The sequence below is a fragment of the Klebsiella sp. CN_Kp066 genome, assembly GCF_040065135.1.
In the GTDB taxonomy this organism is placed as follows: domain Bacteria; phylum Pseudomonadota; class Gammaproteobacteria; order Enterobacterales; family Enterobacteriaceae; genus Klebsiella; species Klebsiella oxytoca.
This window is the reverse complement of sequence record NZ_JBEAIU010000043.1, coordinates 1-15,741: the sequence shown is the minus strand read 5'-3', so window position 1 is coordinate 15,741 and position 15,741 is coordinate 1. Positions and strand designations below refer to the sequence as shown.

Below are 15,741 nucleotides of genomic sequence, written 5' to 3'. Positions count from 1 at the left end.
TATTCGCCCACTCCCGTCAGTGGAATATCCCGCTAACCGGAGATTTCGCGTCCGTGTCGCCTTCCTGTAATGCGAATCGGTTTGAGCAACCTTTTTGTTAATAAGTTGTAATGAGCATGTCAATACTACCTGAATGTTTGCGTCCATGAAAGGCATTCGTAATTAGGCTATAATGCGGCAATTGACAGAGTCTGAAAATACCATGCAAAAAACTTCATTTAGAAAACATCGCGTTGAGCGATTCAGCACGCAACAAGTCACCAGACAACGTAAAGAACGCCAGCCAAAAACTGTGATCTTGTTCAATAAACCATACGATGTATTGCCGCAATTTACCGATGAAGCCGGGCGCAGCACGCTAAAAGATTTTATTCCGGTTGCCGGCGTCTATGCCGCCGGTCGACTGGACCGCGATAGCGAAGGCCTGCTGGTGCTGACCAACGACGGCGCGCTGCAGGCGGCTCTCACCCAACCGGGTAAGCGCACCGGTAAAGTTTATTACGTTCAGGTGGAAGGTGAACCCACGGTGGATGCGCTGACCGCGCTCCGCGACGGCGTCACGCTTAATGACGGCCCCACTCTGCCAGCAGGAGTGGAGCGTGTAGCGGAGCCAGAGTGGCTCTGGCCGCGTCATCCCCCCATCCGCGAGCGTAAATCCATTCCTACCAGCTGGCTTAAAATTACCCTCTATGAAGGGCGCAATCGCCAGGTGCGGCGGATGACCGCCCACGTCGGCTTTCCCACGCTGCGCCTGATTCGATATGCGATGGGAGGCTATACGCTGGATGGTCTGGCCAACGGCGAATGGCGTAAAATTGATTAACAGTAGCCTGAGGAAAAACAATGTTTAAGCCGCACGTCACCGTCGCCTGCGTGGTTCACGCTAAAGGCAAATTCCTGGTTGTTGAAGAGACGATCAACGGTAAAGCGTTATGGAACCAGCCGGCAGGCCATCTCGAAGCCGATGAAACCCTGGTTCAGGCCGCAGAACGCGAGCTTTGGGAAGAGACCGGCATTCGCGCGACGCCGCAGCACTTTCTCCGCCTGCATCAGTGGATAGCCCCGGATCGCACGCCATTTTTGCGTTTCCTCTTTACCATCGAGCTTAACGATACGTGCGCCACCGAGCCCCACGATAGCGATATCGACCGCTGCCTGTGGCTCAGCGCTGAGGAAATTCTTAGCGCGAGCAACCTGCGTTCGCAGCTGGTTGCCGAGAGCATTCGCAGCTATCAGCAGGATCTGCGCTACCCGCTGGCGCTCATCGGCGAATTTAACTGGCCGTTTACAGGGGGTGCCTCAACGGAGGACGCGTGCTAGAATACGCCGCCTCGAAGTTCAATGTAGTGAGTAATCCAATGTCAGAAAGCCAGAAAAAAGTGATCGTCGGCATGTCCGGCGGGGTTGATTCCTCAGTTTCCGCCTACCTGCTGCTCCAGCAAGGGTATAAGGTGGAAGGCCTGTTCATGAAGAACTGGGAAGAAGACGACGGCGAGGAATACTGCACCGCAGCGGCGGATCTTGCCGACGCGCAGGCCGTTTGCGATAAGCTCGGGATTGAACTTCACACCGTCAACTTTGCCGCAGAATACTGGGACAACGTGTTTGAATTGTTCCTTGCAGAGTATAAAGCCGGACGCACGCCCAACCCGGATATTCTGTGCAATAAAGAAATTAAATTTAAAGCCTTCCTCGAATTTGCCGCAGAAGATCTCGGCGCTGATTACATCGCCACCGGCCACTACGTGCGCCGGGCCGACGTCAACGGCAAGAGCCAGCTGCTGCGCGGCCTCGACGGTAATAAAGACCAGAGCTACTTCCTCTATACCTTGAGCCACGAACAGATCGCGCAAAGCCTGTTCCCGGTGGGGGAGCTGGAAAAGCCGCAGGTGCGTAAAATCGCCGAAGAGCTGGATCTCATCACCGCGAAGAAAAAAGACTCGACCGGTATCTGTTTCATCGGCGAACGCAAATTCCGCGAATTCCTGGGCCGCTACCTGCCTGCTCAGCCGGGTAAAATTATCAGCATTGACGGCGACGAAGTTGGCGAGCATCAGGGTCTGATGTACCACACGCTGGGGCAGCGTAAAGGTCTGGGCATCGGCGGTATCAAAGACGGCGGCGAAGACCCGTGGTATGTGGTCGACAAAGATGTCGAAAACAATATTTTGATTGTCGCTCAGGGCCATGACCATCCGCGCCTGATGTCCGTGGGGTTGATTGCTCAACAGCTGCACTGGGTTGACCGCGAGCCGCTCACGGGCACGCTGCGCTGCACGGTAAAAACCCGTTACCGTCAGACCGACATCTCCTGCACCGTGAAAGCGCTGGATGATGACCGCATTGAAGTGATCTTTAATGAGCCTGTAGCCGCCGTCACGCCGGGCCAGTCTGCGGTCTTCTACAACGGCGAAGTATGCCTCGGCGGCGGGATTATCGAACAGCGCTTGCCGCTGCAGGCCTGACAGACATATCAGCCGCTGAAGGCCCCAGCCGGGTATTTGGCGGTTTACAAGGAGAATGTGTGGCGAAGAATTATTATGACATTACGCTGGCGCTGGCCGGCGTTTGCCAGGCCGCGCGTCTGGTTCAGGAACTGGCGCACCAGGGGCACTGCGATAGCGACGCCCTGCATGTGTCGCTGAACAGCATCATCGATCTCGACCCGGAGTCTACGCTGGCGGTGTTCGGTGGTAGTGAAGCCAATCTTCGCCTCGGGCTGGAAACCCTCATCGGCGTGCTGAATACCAGCAGTCGCCAGGGGCTGAACGCCGAACTCACCCGCTATACTTTAAGCCTGATGGTGCTGGAACGTAAGCTTGCCGCCAGCAAAGGAGCCATGGATACCCTCGGCAACCGTATCGGCGGTCTGCGCCGTCAGCTTGAACATTTCGATCTGCAATCCGAGACGCTGCTTAGCGCAATGGCGGGCATCTATGTGGATGTTATTAGCCCGCTGGGCCCGCGTATTCAGGTCACCGGCTCTCCAGCCGTGCTGCAAAGCCCTCAGGTTCAGGCAAAGGTTCGCTCTGCCCTGCTGGCGGGTATTCGCTCTGCGGTGCTCTGGCACCAGGTCGGCGGCGGCCGTCTGCAGCTAATGTTTTCTCGTAATCGTCTGGTTAACCAGGCCAAACAAATTCTTGCTCATTTAACCCCGGAGTTGTGATCTATGGAATTATCCTCACTGACCGCCGTTTCCCCAGTCGACGGCCGCTACGGCGACAAAGTCAGCGCGCTGCGCGGTATCTTCAGCGAATTCGGTTTGCTGAAATTCCGCGTTCAGGTAGAAGTGCGTTGGTTGCAAAAACTGGCCGCGCACGCAGCGATCAAGGAAGTTCCTGCTTTTGCTGCCCACGCAAACGGTTACCTTGATAAAATCGTCGCCGATTTTAGCGTAGAAGATGCAGAGCGCATCAAAACTATCGAGCGCACCACCAACCACGACGTCAAAGCGGTTGAGTATTTCCTCAAGGAAAAAGTCGCCGACGTGGCTGAACTGCACGCGGTCTCCGAGTTTATCCACTTTGCCTGCACCTCCGAGGACATCAACAATCTGTCCCACGCGCTGATGCTGAAAACCGCTCGCGACGAAGTGATCCTGCCATACTGGCGCAAGCTCATCGACGCGGTGAAAGAGCTGGCGGTACAGTATCGCGATATTCCACTGCTTTCCCGTACTCACGGTCAGCCGGCTACGCCGTCCACCATGGGTAAAGAGATGGCCAACGTCGCTTACCGTATGGAGCGTCAGTATCGTCAGCTGAACCAGATCGAAATCCTTGGCAAAATCAACGGCGCGGTGGGTAACTATAACGCCCATATCGCTGCCTATCCGGAAGTTGACTGGCATCAGTTTAGCGAAGAGTTCGTGACTTCTCTGGGCATCCAGTGGAACCCGTACACCACCCAGATTGAGCCGCACGACTATATCGCCGAGCTGTTCGACTGCGTCGCCCGCTTCAATACCATCCTGATTGATTTCGACCGTGACGTGTGGGGCTACATCGCGCTCAACCATTTCAAGCAGAAAACCATTGCTGGCGAAATCGGCTCCTCAACCATGCCGCATAAAGTCAACCCGATCGACTTCGAGAACTCCGAAGGCAACCTCGGTCTGGCCAACGCGGTTATGCAGCATCTGGCAAGTAAACTGCCGGTTTCCCGCTGGCAGCGTGATCTGACCGACTCCACCGTGCTGCGCAACCTCGGCGTGGGCATCGGCTACGCGCTGATCGCCTACCAGTCAACCCTGAAAGGCGTGAGCAAGCTGGAGCTGAATCAAGACCGTCTGCTGGATGAGCTGGACCACAACTGGGAAGTTCTGGCCGAGCCGATCCAGACCGTCATGCGTCGCTACGGCATCGAGAAGCCGTACGAGAAGCTGAAAGAGCTGACCCGCGGCAAGCGCGTCGATGCCGAAGGCATGCAGCAGTTTATTGACAGCCTGGCGCTGCCGGAAGATGAAAAAGTTCGCCTCAAAGCCATGACCCCGGCTAACTACATCGGCCGCGCGACCACGATGGTTGACGAACTGAAGTAAGCCTTTCGACCCTCTTTCCGCCGGGAAAGAGGGTTATTTTTCCTCCCTCTCATCTGCTCGTCGTCATCCCCCGGGTTATTAACCAGAATAGCAGCGCCAGCAGGCTAACTGATGCTCCCAGCAGGCAGACGCCTTGCCATCCTGCGCTGGCATATACCGCAGTCGTACTTATCGCTCCCAGCGCGCTGCCGAGGGCATAAAACAGCATATACAAACCGACCAGTCTGCTGTGCGCCTCAGGACGGCGACGGAAAATCATGCTCTGATTAGTGACGTGCAGCGCCTGGCCGCCGAGATCCAGCATGACAATGCCAATCAGCAGCGCCGCTGGCGACCATGCCATCAGTGATAAAGGCCACCACGCCATCAGCAATATCACCAGGGCCGCGGCGCTGGTGCGCTGGGCATATCCGCGGTCGGCCCATTGACCAGCGCGACCTGCCGCCAGGGCGCCGATCGCGCCCACCAGGCCCAGGGCGCCAATCTCGGTATGAGAAAAGCTAAAGGGTGGCGCGCTTAACGGCAAAACTAACGCGCTCCAGAAGATATTGAACGCGGCAAACATCAGTAATGCCAGCATGCCTCGCACCTGCAGGTTTTTCTCCTGACGCAGCAGCGCCAGCATGGATATCAGAAGCTGAGGATAGCTCAGTGGGCGCGATGCAACCGCCAGTACCGGCAGACGACGCCACAGGGGAAGCGCGATGCCCAACATTAGCAAAGCGGCAAAGATATATACCCCACGCCAGCCGAACAGATCGCTGATGCCCCCCGAAAATACCCGCGCCAGCAGCAATCCAATAAAGACCCCGCTTTGCGCTGCGCCCACTACCCTGCCCTGTTCAGAGGGGGCGGCCGCGCTTGCGGCATAAGCAATCAACCCCTGCGTCATGGCGGTACCCAGCAGACCAACGGCAAGCATGCTGGCTAACAGCATTACTGTCGATGTTGCCAGACTGACGGCAAATAGCGCAGCGATCAGTAATATCACCTGCGTCGCCATCAGTCGGCGGCGATTCAGCCTGTCTCCCAGCGGTACCAGCAATAACAAAGCCAGCGCGCAGCCAAGCTGAGTTGCCGCGATCGCGCCACCGATCGCGGCGTGGCCGATCGCAAAATCGCGCGCCAGGGCATCAAGGAGCGGTTGTGCGTAATAAACATTTGCCACGCTCAGGCCGCTGGCGATAGCAAACAGCAGCACCAGACTACGCGGCATGACCGTTGGCGGCCCCTCTGGCGATGGCGATAATAATGTCGCTTTCATCCTTCCCTCCTGGAGCATTCTGGTTTCAAAACAAAACTCATTGCAGTCTGGAGCATGAAGTTTTAAAATGCAACTAGTTTACCACTTCCTCAGGAGCGCCTGTGTCCTCATCAGAAAACAGGGAAAACACAACCTGCCCCGTCGCCCGAAGTGTGGATATTATCGGCGACCGCTGGTCGCTGTTGATTGTGCGCGATGCCTTTGATGGCATGAGTCGCTTCAGCGATTTCCAGCGAAGCCTTGGTATAGCGCGTAATATTCTCTCCGACCGTCTGCACAAATTGCTAAACTCGGGTATTCTCACTACCCAATCCGCCTCAGACGGCACGGCCTATCAGGAATACGTACTGACGGAAAAAGGCCAGCGCTTGTTCCCTGTCGTCGTTGCGCTACGCCAGTGGGGAGAGCAGCATCTCTTTGCCGATGGCGAACGCCACTCGGTACTGATCGATAAACGTACGCAGCGCCCGGTTCCCGTGATGACGCCGATGGCCGAGGACGGATTACCGTTGAATTTTCATGAGGCTAAGGTACAAAAAATTAAATAAAATTCTTTATTTAACAGCTGTTTATATTAAAGGTGTATAATTAGCGCTAAACTATTCAAATCATAAATAAAATGGAGAACGGGCATGCGCGTACTCGTGGTTGAGGATAACGCTCTGCTGCGCCATCACCTGAAAGTTCAGCTACAGGAGCTTGGCCATCAGGTAGATGCGGCGGAAGACGCAAAGGAAGCGGATTACTATCTGGGTGAACACGTTCCGGACATCGCCATTGTCGATCTTGGCCTGCCGGATGAAGACGGCCTCTCGCTGATTCGCCGCTGGCGCAGCCACGACGTATCGGTACCGGTTCTGGTCCTCACCGCGCGCGAAGGCTGGCAAGATAAAGTCGAGGTGCTGAGCGCCGGAGCGGATGACTACGTCACCAAGCCGTTTCACATCGAAGAGGTCGCCGCGCGTATGCAGGCGCTTCTGCGGCGCAACAGCGGCCTCGCATCGCAGGTGATCTCAATACCGCCATTCCAGGTAGATTTATCGCGTCGCGAGCTGTCGGTTAATGACCAGCCCATCAAGCTTACGGCGTTTGAATACACCATTATGGAAACCCTGATCCGTAACCGGGGCAAAGTAGTCAGCAAAGATTCATTGATGCTGCAGCTCTATCCCGACGCCGAGCTGCGCGAAAGCCATACTATCGATGTGCTGATGGGACGATTGCGTAAAAAAATCCAGGCTGAGTATCCGCAGGATGTGATTACCACCGTGCGCGGCCAGGGCTATCTGTTCGAACTGCGCGGATGAAAGGGCTGTTGCGGCATATTTTACCGCTATCGTTACGCGTCCGCTTTCTGCTGGCGACGGCCGCCGTGGTGCTGATCCTGTCGCTGTCTTATGGCATGGTCGCGCTGGTCGGCTATAGCGTGAGCTTTGATAAAACCACCTTCCGCCTGCTGCGCGGCGAGAGCAACCTGTTCTATATGCTGGCGAAGTGGGAAAACAACGCCATCGACGTTGATATTCCCGACAACCTCAATATGCAAAGTCCGACGGTGACGCTGATTTACGACGCTCACGGTCGGTTATTATGGGCGCAGCGCGATGTTCCCTGGCTGGTGAAGCGTATCCAACCGGAATGGCTCAAAAACAACGGCTTTCATGAAATTGAGGCCGACGTGGACAGCAGCAGCATGCTGCAGCACAACAATCATGAGATCCAACAGCAACTGAATGCCATTCGGGAAGAGGACGACAGCTCCGAAATGACCCACTCGGTGGCGATCAATATCTATCCGGCCACCAGCACCATGCCGCAGCTCAGCATCGTGGTTGTCGACACCATACCGGTGGAGCTCAAGCGCTCGTATATGGTATGGAGCTGGTTTATCTACGTACTGGCGGCCAACCTGCTGCTGGTGATCCCGCTTTTGTGGGTGGCGGCATGGTGGAGTTTGCGCCCTATTGAATCGCTGGCCAAAGAGGTGCGCGAACTCGAGGAGCATCACCGTGAACTGCTCAATCCCAACACCACCCGGGAGCTTACGCGGCTGGTCAGCAACCTCAACCGCTTGCTGAAAAGCGAACGCGAGCGTTATGACAAATACCGCACTACCCTGACCGACCTGACCCATAGCCTGAAAACGCCTCTCGCAGTGATGCAGAGCACCTTACGCTCCATGCGCGGCGAGAAGCTCAGCGTCAACGAAGCAGAGCCGGTAATGCTGGAGCAGATTAGCCGTATCTCGCAGCAGATCGGCTACTACCTGCACCGTGCCAGCATGCGCAGCGGCGGGTCGCTGCTGAGTCGCGAGCTGCATCCCATCGCTCCGCTGCTCGATAGCCTGACCTCGGCGCTGAATAAAGTTTACCAGCGCAAAGGCGTGAATATTAGCCTGGATATTTCGCCGGAAATCAGTTTTGTCGGCGAAAAGAATGATTTTATGGAAGTGATGGGCAACGTGCTTGATAACGCCTGCAAATACTGTCTGGAGTTTGTCGAAGTCTCCGTCCGTCAGACCAACGACAACCATTTACACATCCTCGTAGAGGATGATGGCCCCGGGATCCCCCACACGATGCGCAGCGCGGTATTCGATCGCGGCCAGCGCGCCGACACGCTGCGTCCCGGCCAGGGCGTGGGGCTCTCCGTCGCGCGAGATATCGTTGCCCAGTACGATGGCCGAATTCTCGCCGAAGAGAGCCTGCTCGGCGGCGCCTGCATGGAAGTTATTTTTGGCCGCCAGGCCCTGGAAGATAAAGAGAGCTAAAACAGTCGGTTTTTTAACGGCGCCTGCATCATGCTGGTGCCGCATCCGTTATAATCCCTGACAGACACCTGCTGTGGAATATAAATATGGATTATCAATTAACGCTTAACTGGCCCGACTTTATCGAACGCTACTGGCAAAAACGCCCGGTAGTGCTGAAACGGGGCTTTGCTAATTTCGTCGATCCGTTGAGCCCGGACGAGCTGGCCGGACTAGCGATGGAGAGCGAAGTCGACAGTCGCCTGGTCAGTCATCAGGACGGTAAATGGCAGGTCAGCCACGGTCCGTTTGAGAGCTACGACCATCTGAGCGAAAATAACTGGTCGCTGCTGGTACAGGCGGTCAATAACTGGCACCAGCCGACGGCGGCGCTGATGCACCCGTTCCGCGCCCTTCCCGACTGGCGCATCGACGATCTGATGATCTCGTTTTCCGTTCCGGGAGGCGGCGTCGGCCCGCATCTCGACCAATACGACGTGTTTATCATTCAGGGTACCGGTCGCCGCCGCTGGCGCGTGGGCGAAAAGGTGCCGATGAAGCAACATTGTCCGCACCCGGACCTGCTGCAGGTCGACCCGTTTGAAGCCATTATCGATGAAGAGATGGAGCCCGGCGATATTCTGTATATCCCGCCGGGGTTCCCGCACGAAGGCTACTCGCTGGAAAACTCGCTCAACTATTCGGTCGGCTATCGCGCGCCTAACGCCCGCGAGCTGTTCAGCGGCTTTGCCGATTATATTCTGCAGCGTGAACTGGGTAGCCAGCGCTACGCCGACCCGGACGTGCCGTCGCGCGAGCATCCTGCGGATATTCTGCCCGTCGAGCTGGACCGCCTGCGCGATATGATGCTGGGATTAATTAATCAGCCAGAGCACTTTAAGCAGTGGTTTGGCGAATTTATTACTCAGTCCCGCCACGAGCTGGACGTGGCGCCGCCGGAGCCGCCGTACCAGCCGGATGAGATTTACGATGCCCTGCAGCAGGGGGATAAGCTGACACGTCTCGGCGGCCTGCGCGTGCTGCGAATTGATGGTGAGGTGTTCGTCAATGGCGAGAAAATTAACTCTCCGCACCGCCCGGCGCTGGACGCGCTGGCAACCCACCTGACGCTCAATGCAGAGCATCTTGGCGATGCGCTGGAAGATCCCTCCTTCCTCGCCCTGCTGGCCGCGCTGGTCAACAGCGGCTACTGGTTCTTTGAGGACTAAGTCTTCGGTTCGCCCGGTAGCGGCTAACGCCTTACCGGGCCTGTACGTTACGCGCCTCGTTTTGCCGTTAGCTCGGCGATACGCACAATCACCTGCACCGCCTTCTCCATGCCTTCGAGCGTCACAAACTCATGCTTGCCGTGGTAGTTATAGCCGCCGGTAAACAGGTTCGGGCACGGCAGCCCCATAAAGGAGAGCTGGGCGCCGTCGGTACCGCCGCGAATCGGCTTCATCTGCGGATCGATTTGGCAATCCACCATCGCCTGACGGGCAATCTCCACCACGTGCGGATGCGCCATCACCTTCTCATGCATATTGTAATAGCTGTCTTCGATGACCAGCTCAATATAACAATCCGGATGCAGCCCTTTGCCGACCTTTTTGGCGATCTCCATCATTTTGCGCTTGCGGGCTTCAAACTGCTTACGGTCAAAGTCGCGGATGATGTAGTGCATGTCGGCGCGATCCACCGTGCCTTTGATACTGGCCAGATGATAGAAGCCCTCATAGCCTTCGGTGGTTTCCGGCGCTTCGTCAGCAGGCACCTCGGCATGGATACGCGCCGCCAGCGACAGGGCATTGACCATCACCCCTTTCGCGGTGCCGGGATGCACATTATTGCCCACGATCTTAATCGTAACCGACGCGGCGTTAAAATTCTCAAACTCCAGTTCGCCCACGCCGCCGCCGTCGACGGTATAGGCCCAGCGGGCATCAAACGCGGCGACATCGAAATGCTTCGCCCCTTTGCCCACCTCTTCGTCTGGCGTAAAGGCCACGCGGATATCGCCGTGGGGAATCTCCTTCGCCTTCAACGTCGCCAGCGCGGTCATGATCTCCGCGATACCGGCTTTATCATCGGCGCCGAGCAGCGTTTTACCATCGGTGGTAATCAGCGTCTGCCCCAGCAGCTGGTGCAGTACCGGGAACATCACCGGCGAAAGCACCTCATCGCCAATACCGAGTGCGATATCACCGCCGCGATAGTTTTCTACGATCTGCGGATTGACGTTCTTGCCGCTGAAGTCAGGCGACGTGTCGACGTGGGAAATAAAGCCAATCGCCGGAATATCGCCCGCAACGTTAGCTGGCAGGGTGCCCATGACCGTCCCTTTTTCACTCAGCGTCACGTTCACGAGTCCCATTTCTTCAAGCTGCGCCTGAAGCAGCCGTAACAGCTTCCACTGTCCTTCCGTGCTCGGTACCTGCCGCACGCCAGGCTTCGACTGCGTGTCCAAAGAAACGTACTGCAAAAAACGCTCAAGCAATTTATCCATGTAGCCACCCTCTTCTTTTGTGACAACATTATTGATAAGCCGGAAAAGACAAATATTGCGTCAGGTCATTTTTAGCCCGGCAAATGAGAATTTAATACATTTCGAACGATAATGTTGTAAAGGTAGCTCATCATGGCGCATCAATCATTGGCGATTACAGGCGTTTGCCGTAGAATGCTCGGCCTTATTATTTTATGTGCAAACCCAAAGGTGGTTAACCACAAACCCCGCATCGGTAAGCTTTCCGCTGCGTCTACATGGGACAGAGTCAAAAATTGAATATACAACCGCGTTCGCGTTCTCCGCTGGTTCAGCTGACGGAAATTCGCAAAAGCTTTGATGGTAAAACGGTAATCTCCGGCCTCAATCTGACCATCAACAACGGTGAGTTTCTCACCCTGCTTGGCCCCTCTGGCTGCGGTAAAACAACCGTTCTTCGTCTTATCGCCGGACTGGAAACCGTCGATAGCGGCCGAATCCATCTCGAAGATCAAGATATCACCCATATCCCGGCGGAAAACCGCCACGTGAACACCGTCTTTCAAAGCTATGCGCTCTTTCCGCACATGACGGTGTTTGAGAACGTCGCCTTCGGCCTGCGGATGCAGAAAACCCCGCCGGCGGAAATCGCTCCCCGCGTCCACGACGCCCTGCGAATGGTGCAGCTTGAAGAGTTCGCCCAGCGCAAACCGCATCAGCTTTCCGGCGGACAGCAGCAGCGCGTGGCCATTGCCCGCGCGGTGGTTAACAAACCGCGCCTGCTGCTGCTGGATGAATCCCTCTCAGCGCTCGATTATAAACTGCGTAAACAGATGCAGAACGAGCTGAAGGCGCTGCAGCGTAAACTCGGCATCACCTTCGTCTTCGTCACCCACGATCAGGAAGAGGCGCTGACCATGTCCGACCGTATCGTGGTGATGCGCGATGGCAAAATTGAGCAGGACGGCACGCCGCGCGAAATCTATGAAGAGCCGAAAAACCTGTTTGTCGCCAGCTTTATTGGCGAAATCAACATCTTCAACGCCACGGTCATCGAGCGGATTGACGAGCAGCGGGTGCGTGCCAGCGTAGAAGGCCGCGAATGCAATATTTACGTCAACTTCGCCGTTGAAAAAGGCCAGCGGCTTAACGTGCTGCTGCGCCCGGAAGACCTGCGCGTTGATGAGATCCACCACAGTAATGAAGCCGATGGCCTGATAGGCTATATCCGCGAACGCAACTATAAAGGAATGACGCTGGAATCGGTGGTCGAACTGGAAAACGGCAAAATGGTCATGGTCAGCGAATTCTTCAATGAAGACGACCCTGATTTTGACCACTCTCTCGACCAGAAAATGGCCATTAACTGGGTAGAAAGCTGGGAGGTTGTGCTGGCCGATGAAGAACACCAGTAAATTCCAGAATGTGGTGATTGCCACCATAGTGGGTTGGCTTGTGCTGTTTGTCTTTCTGCCCAACCTGATGATTATCGCCACCAGCTTTCTGACCCGCGACGATACCAACTTCGTCAAGCTGGTCTTTACGCTGGATAACTACGCGCGCCTGCTCGATCCGCTCTACTACGACGTGCTGCTGCATTCGTTGAATATGGCGTTCATGGCGACCCTGGCCTGTCTGGCGCTTGGCTACCCTTTCGCCTGGTTTCTGGCAAGGCTGCCGGAGAAGGTACGCCCGCTGATGCTGTTTCTGCTGATTGTGCCGTTCTGGACCAATTCGCTGATTCGTATCTACGGACTGAAAATTTTCCTCAGCACCAAGGGCTATCTGAACGAATTTTTACTATGGCTGGGCGTCATCGATACGCCGCTGCGCATCATGTATACGCCATCGGCGGTCATTATCGGCCTGGTCTATATTCTGCTGCCGTTTATGGTGATGCCGCTCTACTCCAGCATCGAAAAGCTCGATCGTCCGCTGCTGGAAGCGGCGAAAGATCTCGGCGCCAATAAACTACAAACCTTTATCCGCATCATCATTCCGCTGACCATGCCGGGCATTATTGCCGGCTGCCTGCTGGTGATGCTTCCGGCAATGGGGCTGTTCTACGTGTCTGACCTGATGGGCGGCGCGAAAAACCTACTGATTGGTAACGTCATTAAGAGCCAGTTCCTCAACATCCGCGACTGGCCGTTCGGTGCGGCGACCAGCATTACGCTAACGCTGGTGATGGGCCTGATGCTGCTGATTTACTGGCGCGCAGCGCGTTTACTGAATAAAAAGGTGGAGCTGGAATGATCGGTCGACTGCTGCGCGGCGGCTTTATGACCGCTATTTACGCGTATCTCTACATTCCCATTATTATCCTGATCGTTAACTCGTTTAACAGTTCGCGCTTCGGCATTAACTGGCAGGGTTTTACCACCAACTGGTATAGCCTGCTGATGAATAACGACAGTCTGCTGCAGGCAGCACAGCACTCACTGACCATGGCGGTGCTGTCGGCGACTTTCGCTACGCTTATCGGATCGCTGACCGCCGTCGCGCTGTACCGCTATCGCTTTCGCGGCAAGCCGTTCGTCAGCGGAATGCTGTTTGTAGTGATGATGTCCCCGGATATCGTGATGGCGATTTCGCTGCTGGTGCTGTTTATGCTGATCGGTATTCAGCTGGGATTCTGGTCGCTGCTGTTTTCCCACATCACCTTTTGCCTGCCCTTCGTGGTGGTCACGGTGTTTTCGCGCCTGAAAGGTTTTGACGTGCGGATGCTGGAAGCAGCGAAAGATCTCGGCGCCAGCGAAATGACGATTCTGCGAAAGATCATTTTGCCGCTGGCGCTGCCCGCGGTGGCTGCAGGGTGGCTGCTGAGCTTCACCCTGTCGATGGATGATGTGGTGGTCTCTTCGTTTGTAACCGGGCCGGGCTATGAGATCCTGCCGCTGAAGATCTATTCGATGGTCAAAGTTGGGGTATCGCCAGAGGTCAATGCGCTGGCGACGATTCTGTTGGTTCTGTCGCTGGTGATGGTCATTGCCAGCCAGATAATTGCACGTGATAAAACTCAGGGGACGTTAAAATGAAAAAATGGTCACGCCACCTGCTCGCTGCGGGCGCTCTGGCAATCGGGATGAGCGCCGCGCACGCGGACGATAGCAAAACGCTCTATTTCTACAACTGGACCGAATATGTCCCGCCGGGGCTCCTGGAGCAATTCACCAAAGAGACCGGCATCAAGGTGATCTATTCAACCTACGAGTCGAACGAAACCATGTATGCCAAGCTCAAAACCTATAAAGACGGCGCTTATGACCTGGTGGTACCTTCCACCTACTTCGTCGACAAAATGCGTAAAGAGGGCATGCTGCAGAAGATCGATAAGAGCAAGCTGAGCAACTTCGGCAATCTCGATCCTGAAATGCTCAATAAACCGTTCGACCCGAATAACGATTACTCTATTCCGTACATCTGGGGCGCGACGGCCATCGGAATCAATAGCGATGAGATCGATCCGAAAACCGTTACCAGCTGGGCGGATCTATGGAAGCCAGAGTATAAGAGCAGCCTGCTGCTGACCGACGACGCGCGCGAAGTGTTCCAGGTCGCGCTGCGTAAACTGGGCTACTCCGGCAATACTACCGATCCGAAAGAGATTGAAGCGGCCTATAACGAGCTGAAAAAACTAATGCCGAACGTCGCGGCGTTCAACTCCGATAACCCGGCGAACCCGTATATGGAAGGCGAGGTAAATCTCGGCATGGTGTGGAATGGCTCCGCGTGGGTTGCGCGTCAGGCCGGTACGCCGCTGGAAGTCGTGTGGCCAAAAGAAGGCGGCATCTTCTGGATGGATAGCCTGTCGATTCCGGCCAATGCCAAAAACGTCGACGGCGCGCTGAAGCTGATCAACTTCCTGCTGCGCCCGGAAGTGGCCAAACAGGTTGCAGAAACTATCGGTTACCCGACGCCAAACCTGGCCGCGCGTAAAATGCTGAGCCCGGAGGTCGCCAATGATAAATCACTCTACCCGGACGCCGCGACGATTCAGAAAGGCGAATGGCAGAACGATGTCGGCAGCGCCAGCACGCTTTATGAAGAGTATTATCAGAAGCTAAAAGCGGGTCGTTAATCATCTCACAGGCCGGGTAGCATTTCCCGGCCTCTTCGGGAGGACCGCCGCTAGCTTCTCAGCGGATGTATTCTCGACTTTATTAGCGCTTCCTCAACGTCAAAATCGGCCAGCGAATAGTTGGTCGCCACCAGATAAAATCGTCCATCCTGCGCCGGATATTCATGTACTTTGTAGTTCGCCATTTTCGGCTGCGCAGCAGAAGCATCTCCCCTGCCGGAACCGGCGGCGTATTTCGAACGGACCCGCAGAGAGTGGCTTTTAATATCCCGATGGATTTCGCCGTGATGCTCGTCGCCGAGGATCAGGTAGTCAACATACTCAGTGGCCATGGTGTTATTCCTTCTCTGTTGTCCGAGTTAAGAAACATGCCACAAATGTCTGTCTGATACTGTTTTGTTAATCACAACGTTACATATATGTGAAATAGACAATCAACATTATAACGGCCCTCCCACCAGACAGCGATGAGGGGCCGGATTTTAACGGTCGAAAATAACAACAGTGCTTTTACTCTGGCAACCGCGTTGTCTACGGTGAAGCCAGATTCTTTTCCCGCTGGCGGTGCCGCGCCGCCCCCGGGAAGGGGGAAAGGACTACAGCAGCGCTTTCGCTTTCGCGA

At 55.6% G+C, this 15,741-nt stretch carries 16 protein-coding genes; 13 read left to right on the top strand and 3 right to left on the bottom strand.

From position 1 onward, the window contains the following. Positions 1-172 precede the first annotated feature (172 nt). Genes rluE through purB form a run of 5 tightly spaced genes read left to right on the top strand, consistent with a single transcriptional unit; the run spans position 173 to position 4,540 of the window. On the top strand, positions 173-823 hold the full coding sequence (gene rluE / locus ABLV75_RS17955) for a 23S rRNA pseudouridine(2457) synthase RluE (protein ID WP_004101195.1): 651 nt from the start codon (positions 173-175) through the stop codon (positions 821-823). A 20-nt stretch (positions 824-843) separates the two neighbouring features. Beyond that, the gene (locus ABLV75_RS17950; protein ID WP_004101193.1) at positions 844-1,320 is read left to right on the top strand and encodes an NUDIX hydrolase; all 477 of its coding nucleotides are present in this window, start codon (positions 844-846) and stop codon (positions 1,318-1,320) included. Between the two features lie 38 nt (positions 1,321-1,358). Continuing rightward, complete coding sequence (gene mnmA / locus ABLV75_RS17945) at positions 1,359-2,465, top strand: tRNA 2-thiouridine(34) synthase MnmA (RefSeq protein ID WP_348855060.1); 1,107 nt, start codon at positions 1,359-1,361, stop codon at positions 2,463-2,465. A 59-nt stretch (positions 2,466-2,524) separates the two neighbouring features. After that, a complete protein-coding gene (gene hflD / locus ABLV75_RS17940) occupies positions 2,525-3,166 on the top strand; it encodes a high frequency lysogenization protein HflD (protein ID WP_004101185.1) in 642 nt (213 codons plus the stop codon). A 3-nt stretch (positions 3,167-3,169) separates the two neighbouring features. Continuing rightward, positions 3,170-4,540 carry an adenylosuccinate lyase gene (purB, locus tag ABLV75_RS17935; RefSeq protein WP_004101184.1) on the top strand — a complete coding sequence of 457 codons (1,371 nt, stop codon included), beginning with the start codon at positions 3,170-3,172 and terminating at the stop codon, positions 4,538-4,540. A gap of 49 nt (positions 4,541-4,589) precedes the next feature. On the opposite strand, the gene ABLV75_RS17930 is transcribed toward purB, so the two are convergent. After that, a complete protein-coding gene (locus tag ABLV75_RS17930) occupies positions 4,590-5,804 on the bottom strand; it encodes an MFS transporter (RefSeq protein WP_004101183.1) in 1,215 nt (404 codons plus the stop codon). Positions 5,805-5,905: 101 nt separating this feature from the next. Here ABLV75_RS17930 and ABLV75_RS17925 point away from each other — a divergent pair, with 101 nt between their 5' ends. The 4 genes from ABLV75_RS17925 to ABLV75_RS17910 all read left to right on the top strand — a co-directional run bounded on the left by ABLV75_RS17925 (position 5,906) and on the right by ABLV75_RS17910 (position 9,782). Beyond that, on the top strand, positions 5,906-6,352 hold the full coding sequence (locus ABLV75_RS17925; RefSeq protein ID WP_004101182.1) for a helix-turn-helix domain-containing protein: 447 nt from the start codon (positions 5,906-5,908) through the stop codon (positions 6,350-6,352). A gap of 84 nt (positions 6,353-6,436) precedes the next feature. Further along, a complete protein-coding gene (gene phoP / locus ABLV75_RS17920; protein ID WP_004101181.1) occupies positions 6,437-7,111 on the top strand; it encodes a two-component system response regulator PhoP in 675 nt (224 codons plus the stop codon). Further along, complete coding sequence (phoQ, locus tag ABLV75_RS17915; RefSeq protein WP_004101180.1) at positions 7,108-8,574, top strand: two-component system sensor histidine kinase PhoQ; 1,467 nt, start codon at positions 7,108-7,110, stop codon at positions 8,572-8,574. The genes phoP and phoQ overlap by 4 nt, the downstream gene beginning before the upstream one ends. A gap of 86 nt (positions 8,575-8,660) precedes the next feature. Further along, the gene (locus ABLV75_RS17910; protein WP_004101179.1) at positions 8,661-9,782 is read left to right on the top strand and encodes a cupin domain-containing protein; all 1,122 of its coding nucleotides are present in this window, start codon (positions 8,661-8,663) and stop codon (positions 9,780-9,782) included. A 47-nt stretch (positions 9,783-9,829) separates the two neighbouring features. On the opposite strand, the gene pepT is transcribed toward ABLV75_RS17910, so the two are convergent. Next, positions 9,830-11,059 (bottom strand): peptidase T, encoded by a 1,230-nt coding sequence (gene pepT / locus ABLV75_RS17905; RefSeq protein WP_004101177.1) that lies wholly within the window; start codon positions 11,057-11,059, stop codon positions 9,830-9,832. Between the two features lie 257 nt (positions 11,060-11,316). Here pepT and potA point away from each other — a divergent pair, with 257 nt between their 5' ends. From potA to potD, 4 genes are read left to right on the top strand one after another with little or no spacing between them, the layout of a single operon-like run. Next, positions 11,317-12,453, top strand: a complete 1,137-nt coding sequence (gene potA / locus ABLV75_RS17900; protein ID WP_023320723.1) for a spermidine/putrescine ABC transporter ATP-binding protein PotA — start codon at positions 11,317-11,319, stop codon at positions 12,451-12,453. After that, positions 12,437-13,294, top strand: coding sequence for a spermidine/putrescine ABC transporter permease PotB (potB, locus tag ABLV75_RS17895; protein WP_004101173.1), 858 nt, complete (start codon positions 12,437-12,439; stop codon positions 13,292-13,294). The genes potA and potB overlap by 17 nt, the downstream gene beginning before the upstream one ends. After that, positions 13,291-14,076, top strand: coding sequence for a spermidine/putrescine ABC transporter permease PotC (gene potC / locus ABLV75_RS17890; RefSeq protein WP_004101171.1), 786 nt, complete (start codon positions 13,291-13,293; stop codon positions 14,074-14,076). The genes potB and potC overlap by 4 nt, the downstream gene beginning before the upstream one ends. Beyond that, positions 14,073-15,119, top strand: coding sequence for a spermidine/putrescine ABC transporter substrate-binding protein PotD (potD, locus tag ABLV75_RS17885; protein WP_004101169.1), 1,047 nt, complete (start codon positions 14,073-14,075; stop codon positions 15,117-15,119). The genes potC and potD overlap by 4 nt, the downstream gene beginning before the upstream one ends. 50 nt (positions 15,120-15,169) lie before the next feature. Here potD and ABLV75_RS17880 read toward each other — a convergent pair whose 3' ends face one another. Then, positions 15,170-15,451, bottom strand: coding sequence for a hypothetical protein (locus ABLV75_RS17880; RefSeq protein WP_004101168.1), 282 nt, complete (start codon positions 15,449-15,451; stop codon positions 15,170-15,172). Positions 15,452-15,741 lie beyond the last annotated feature (290 nt).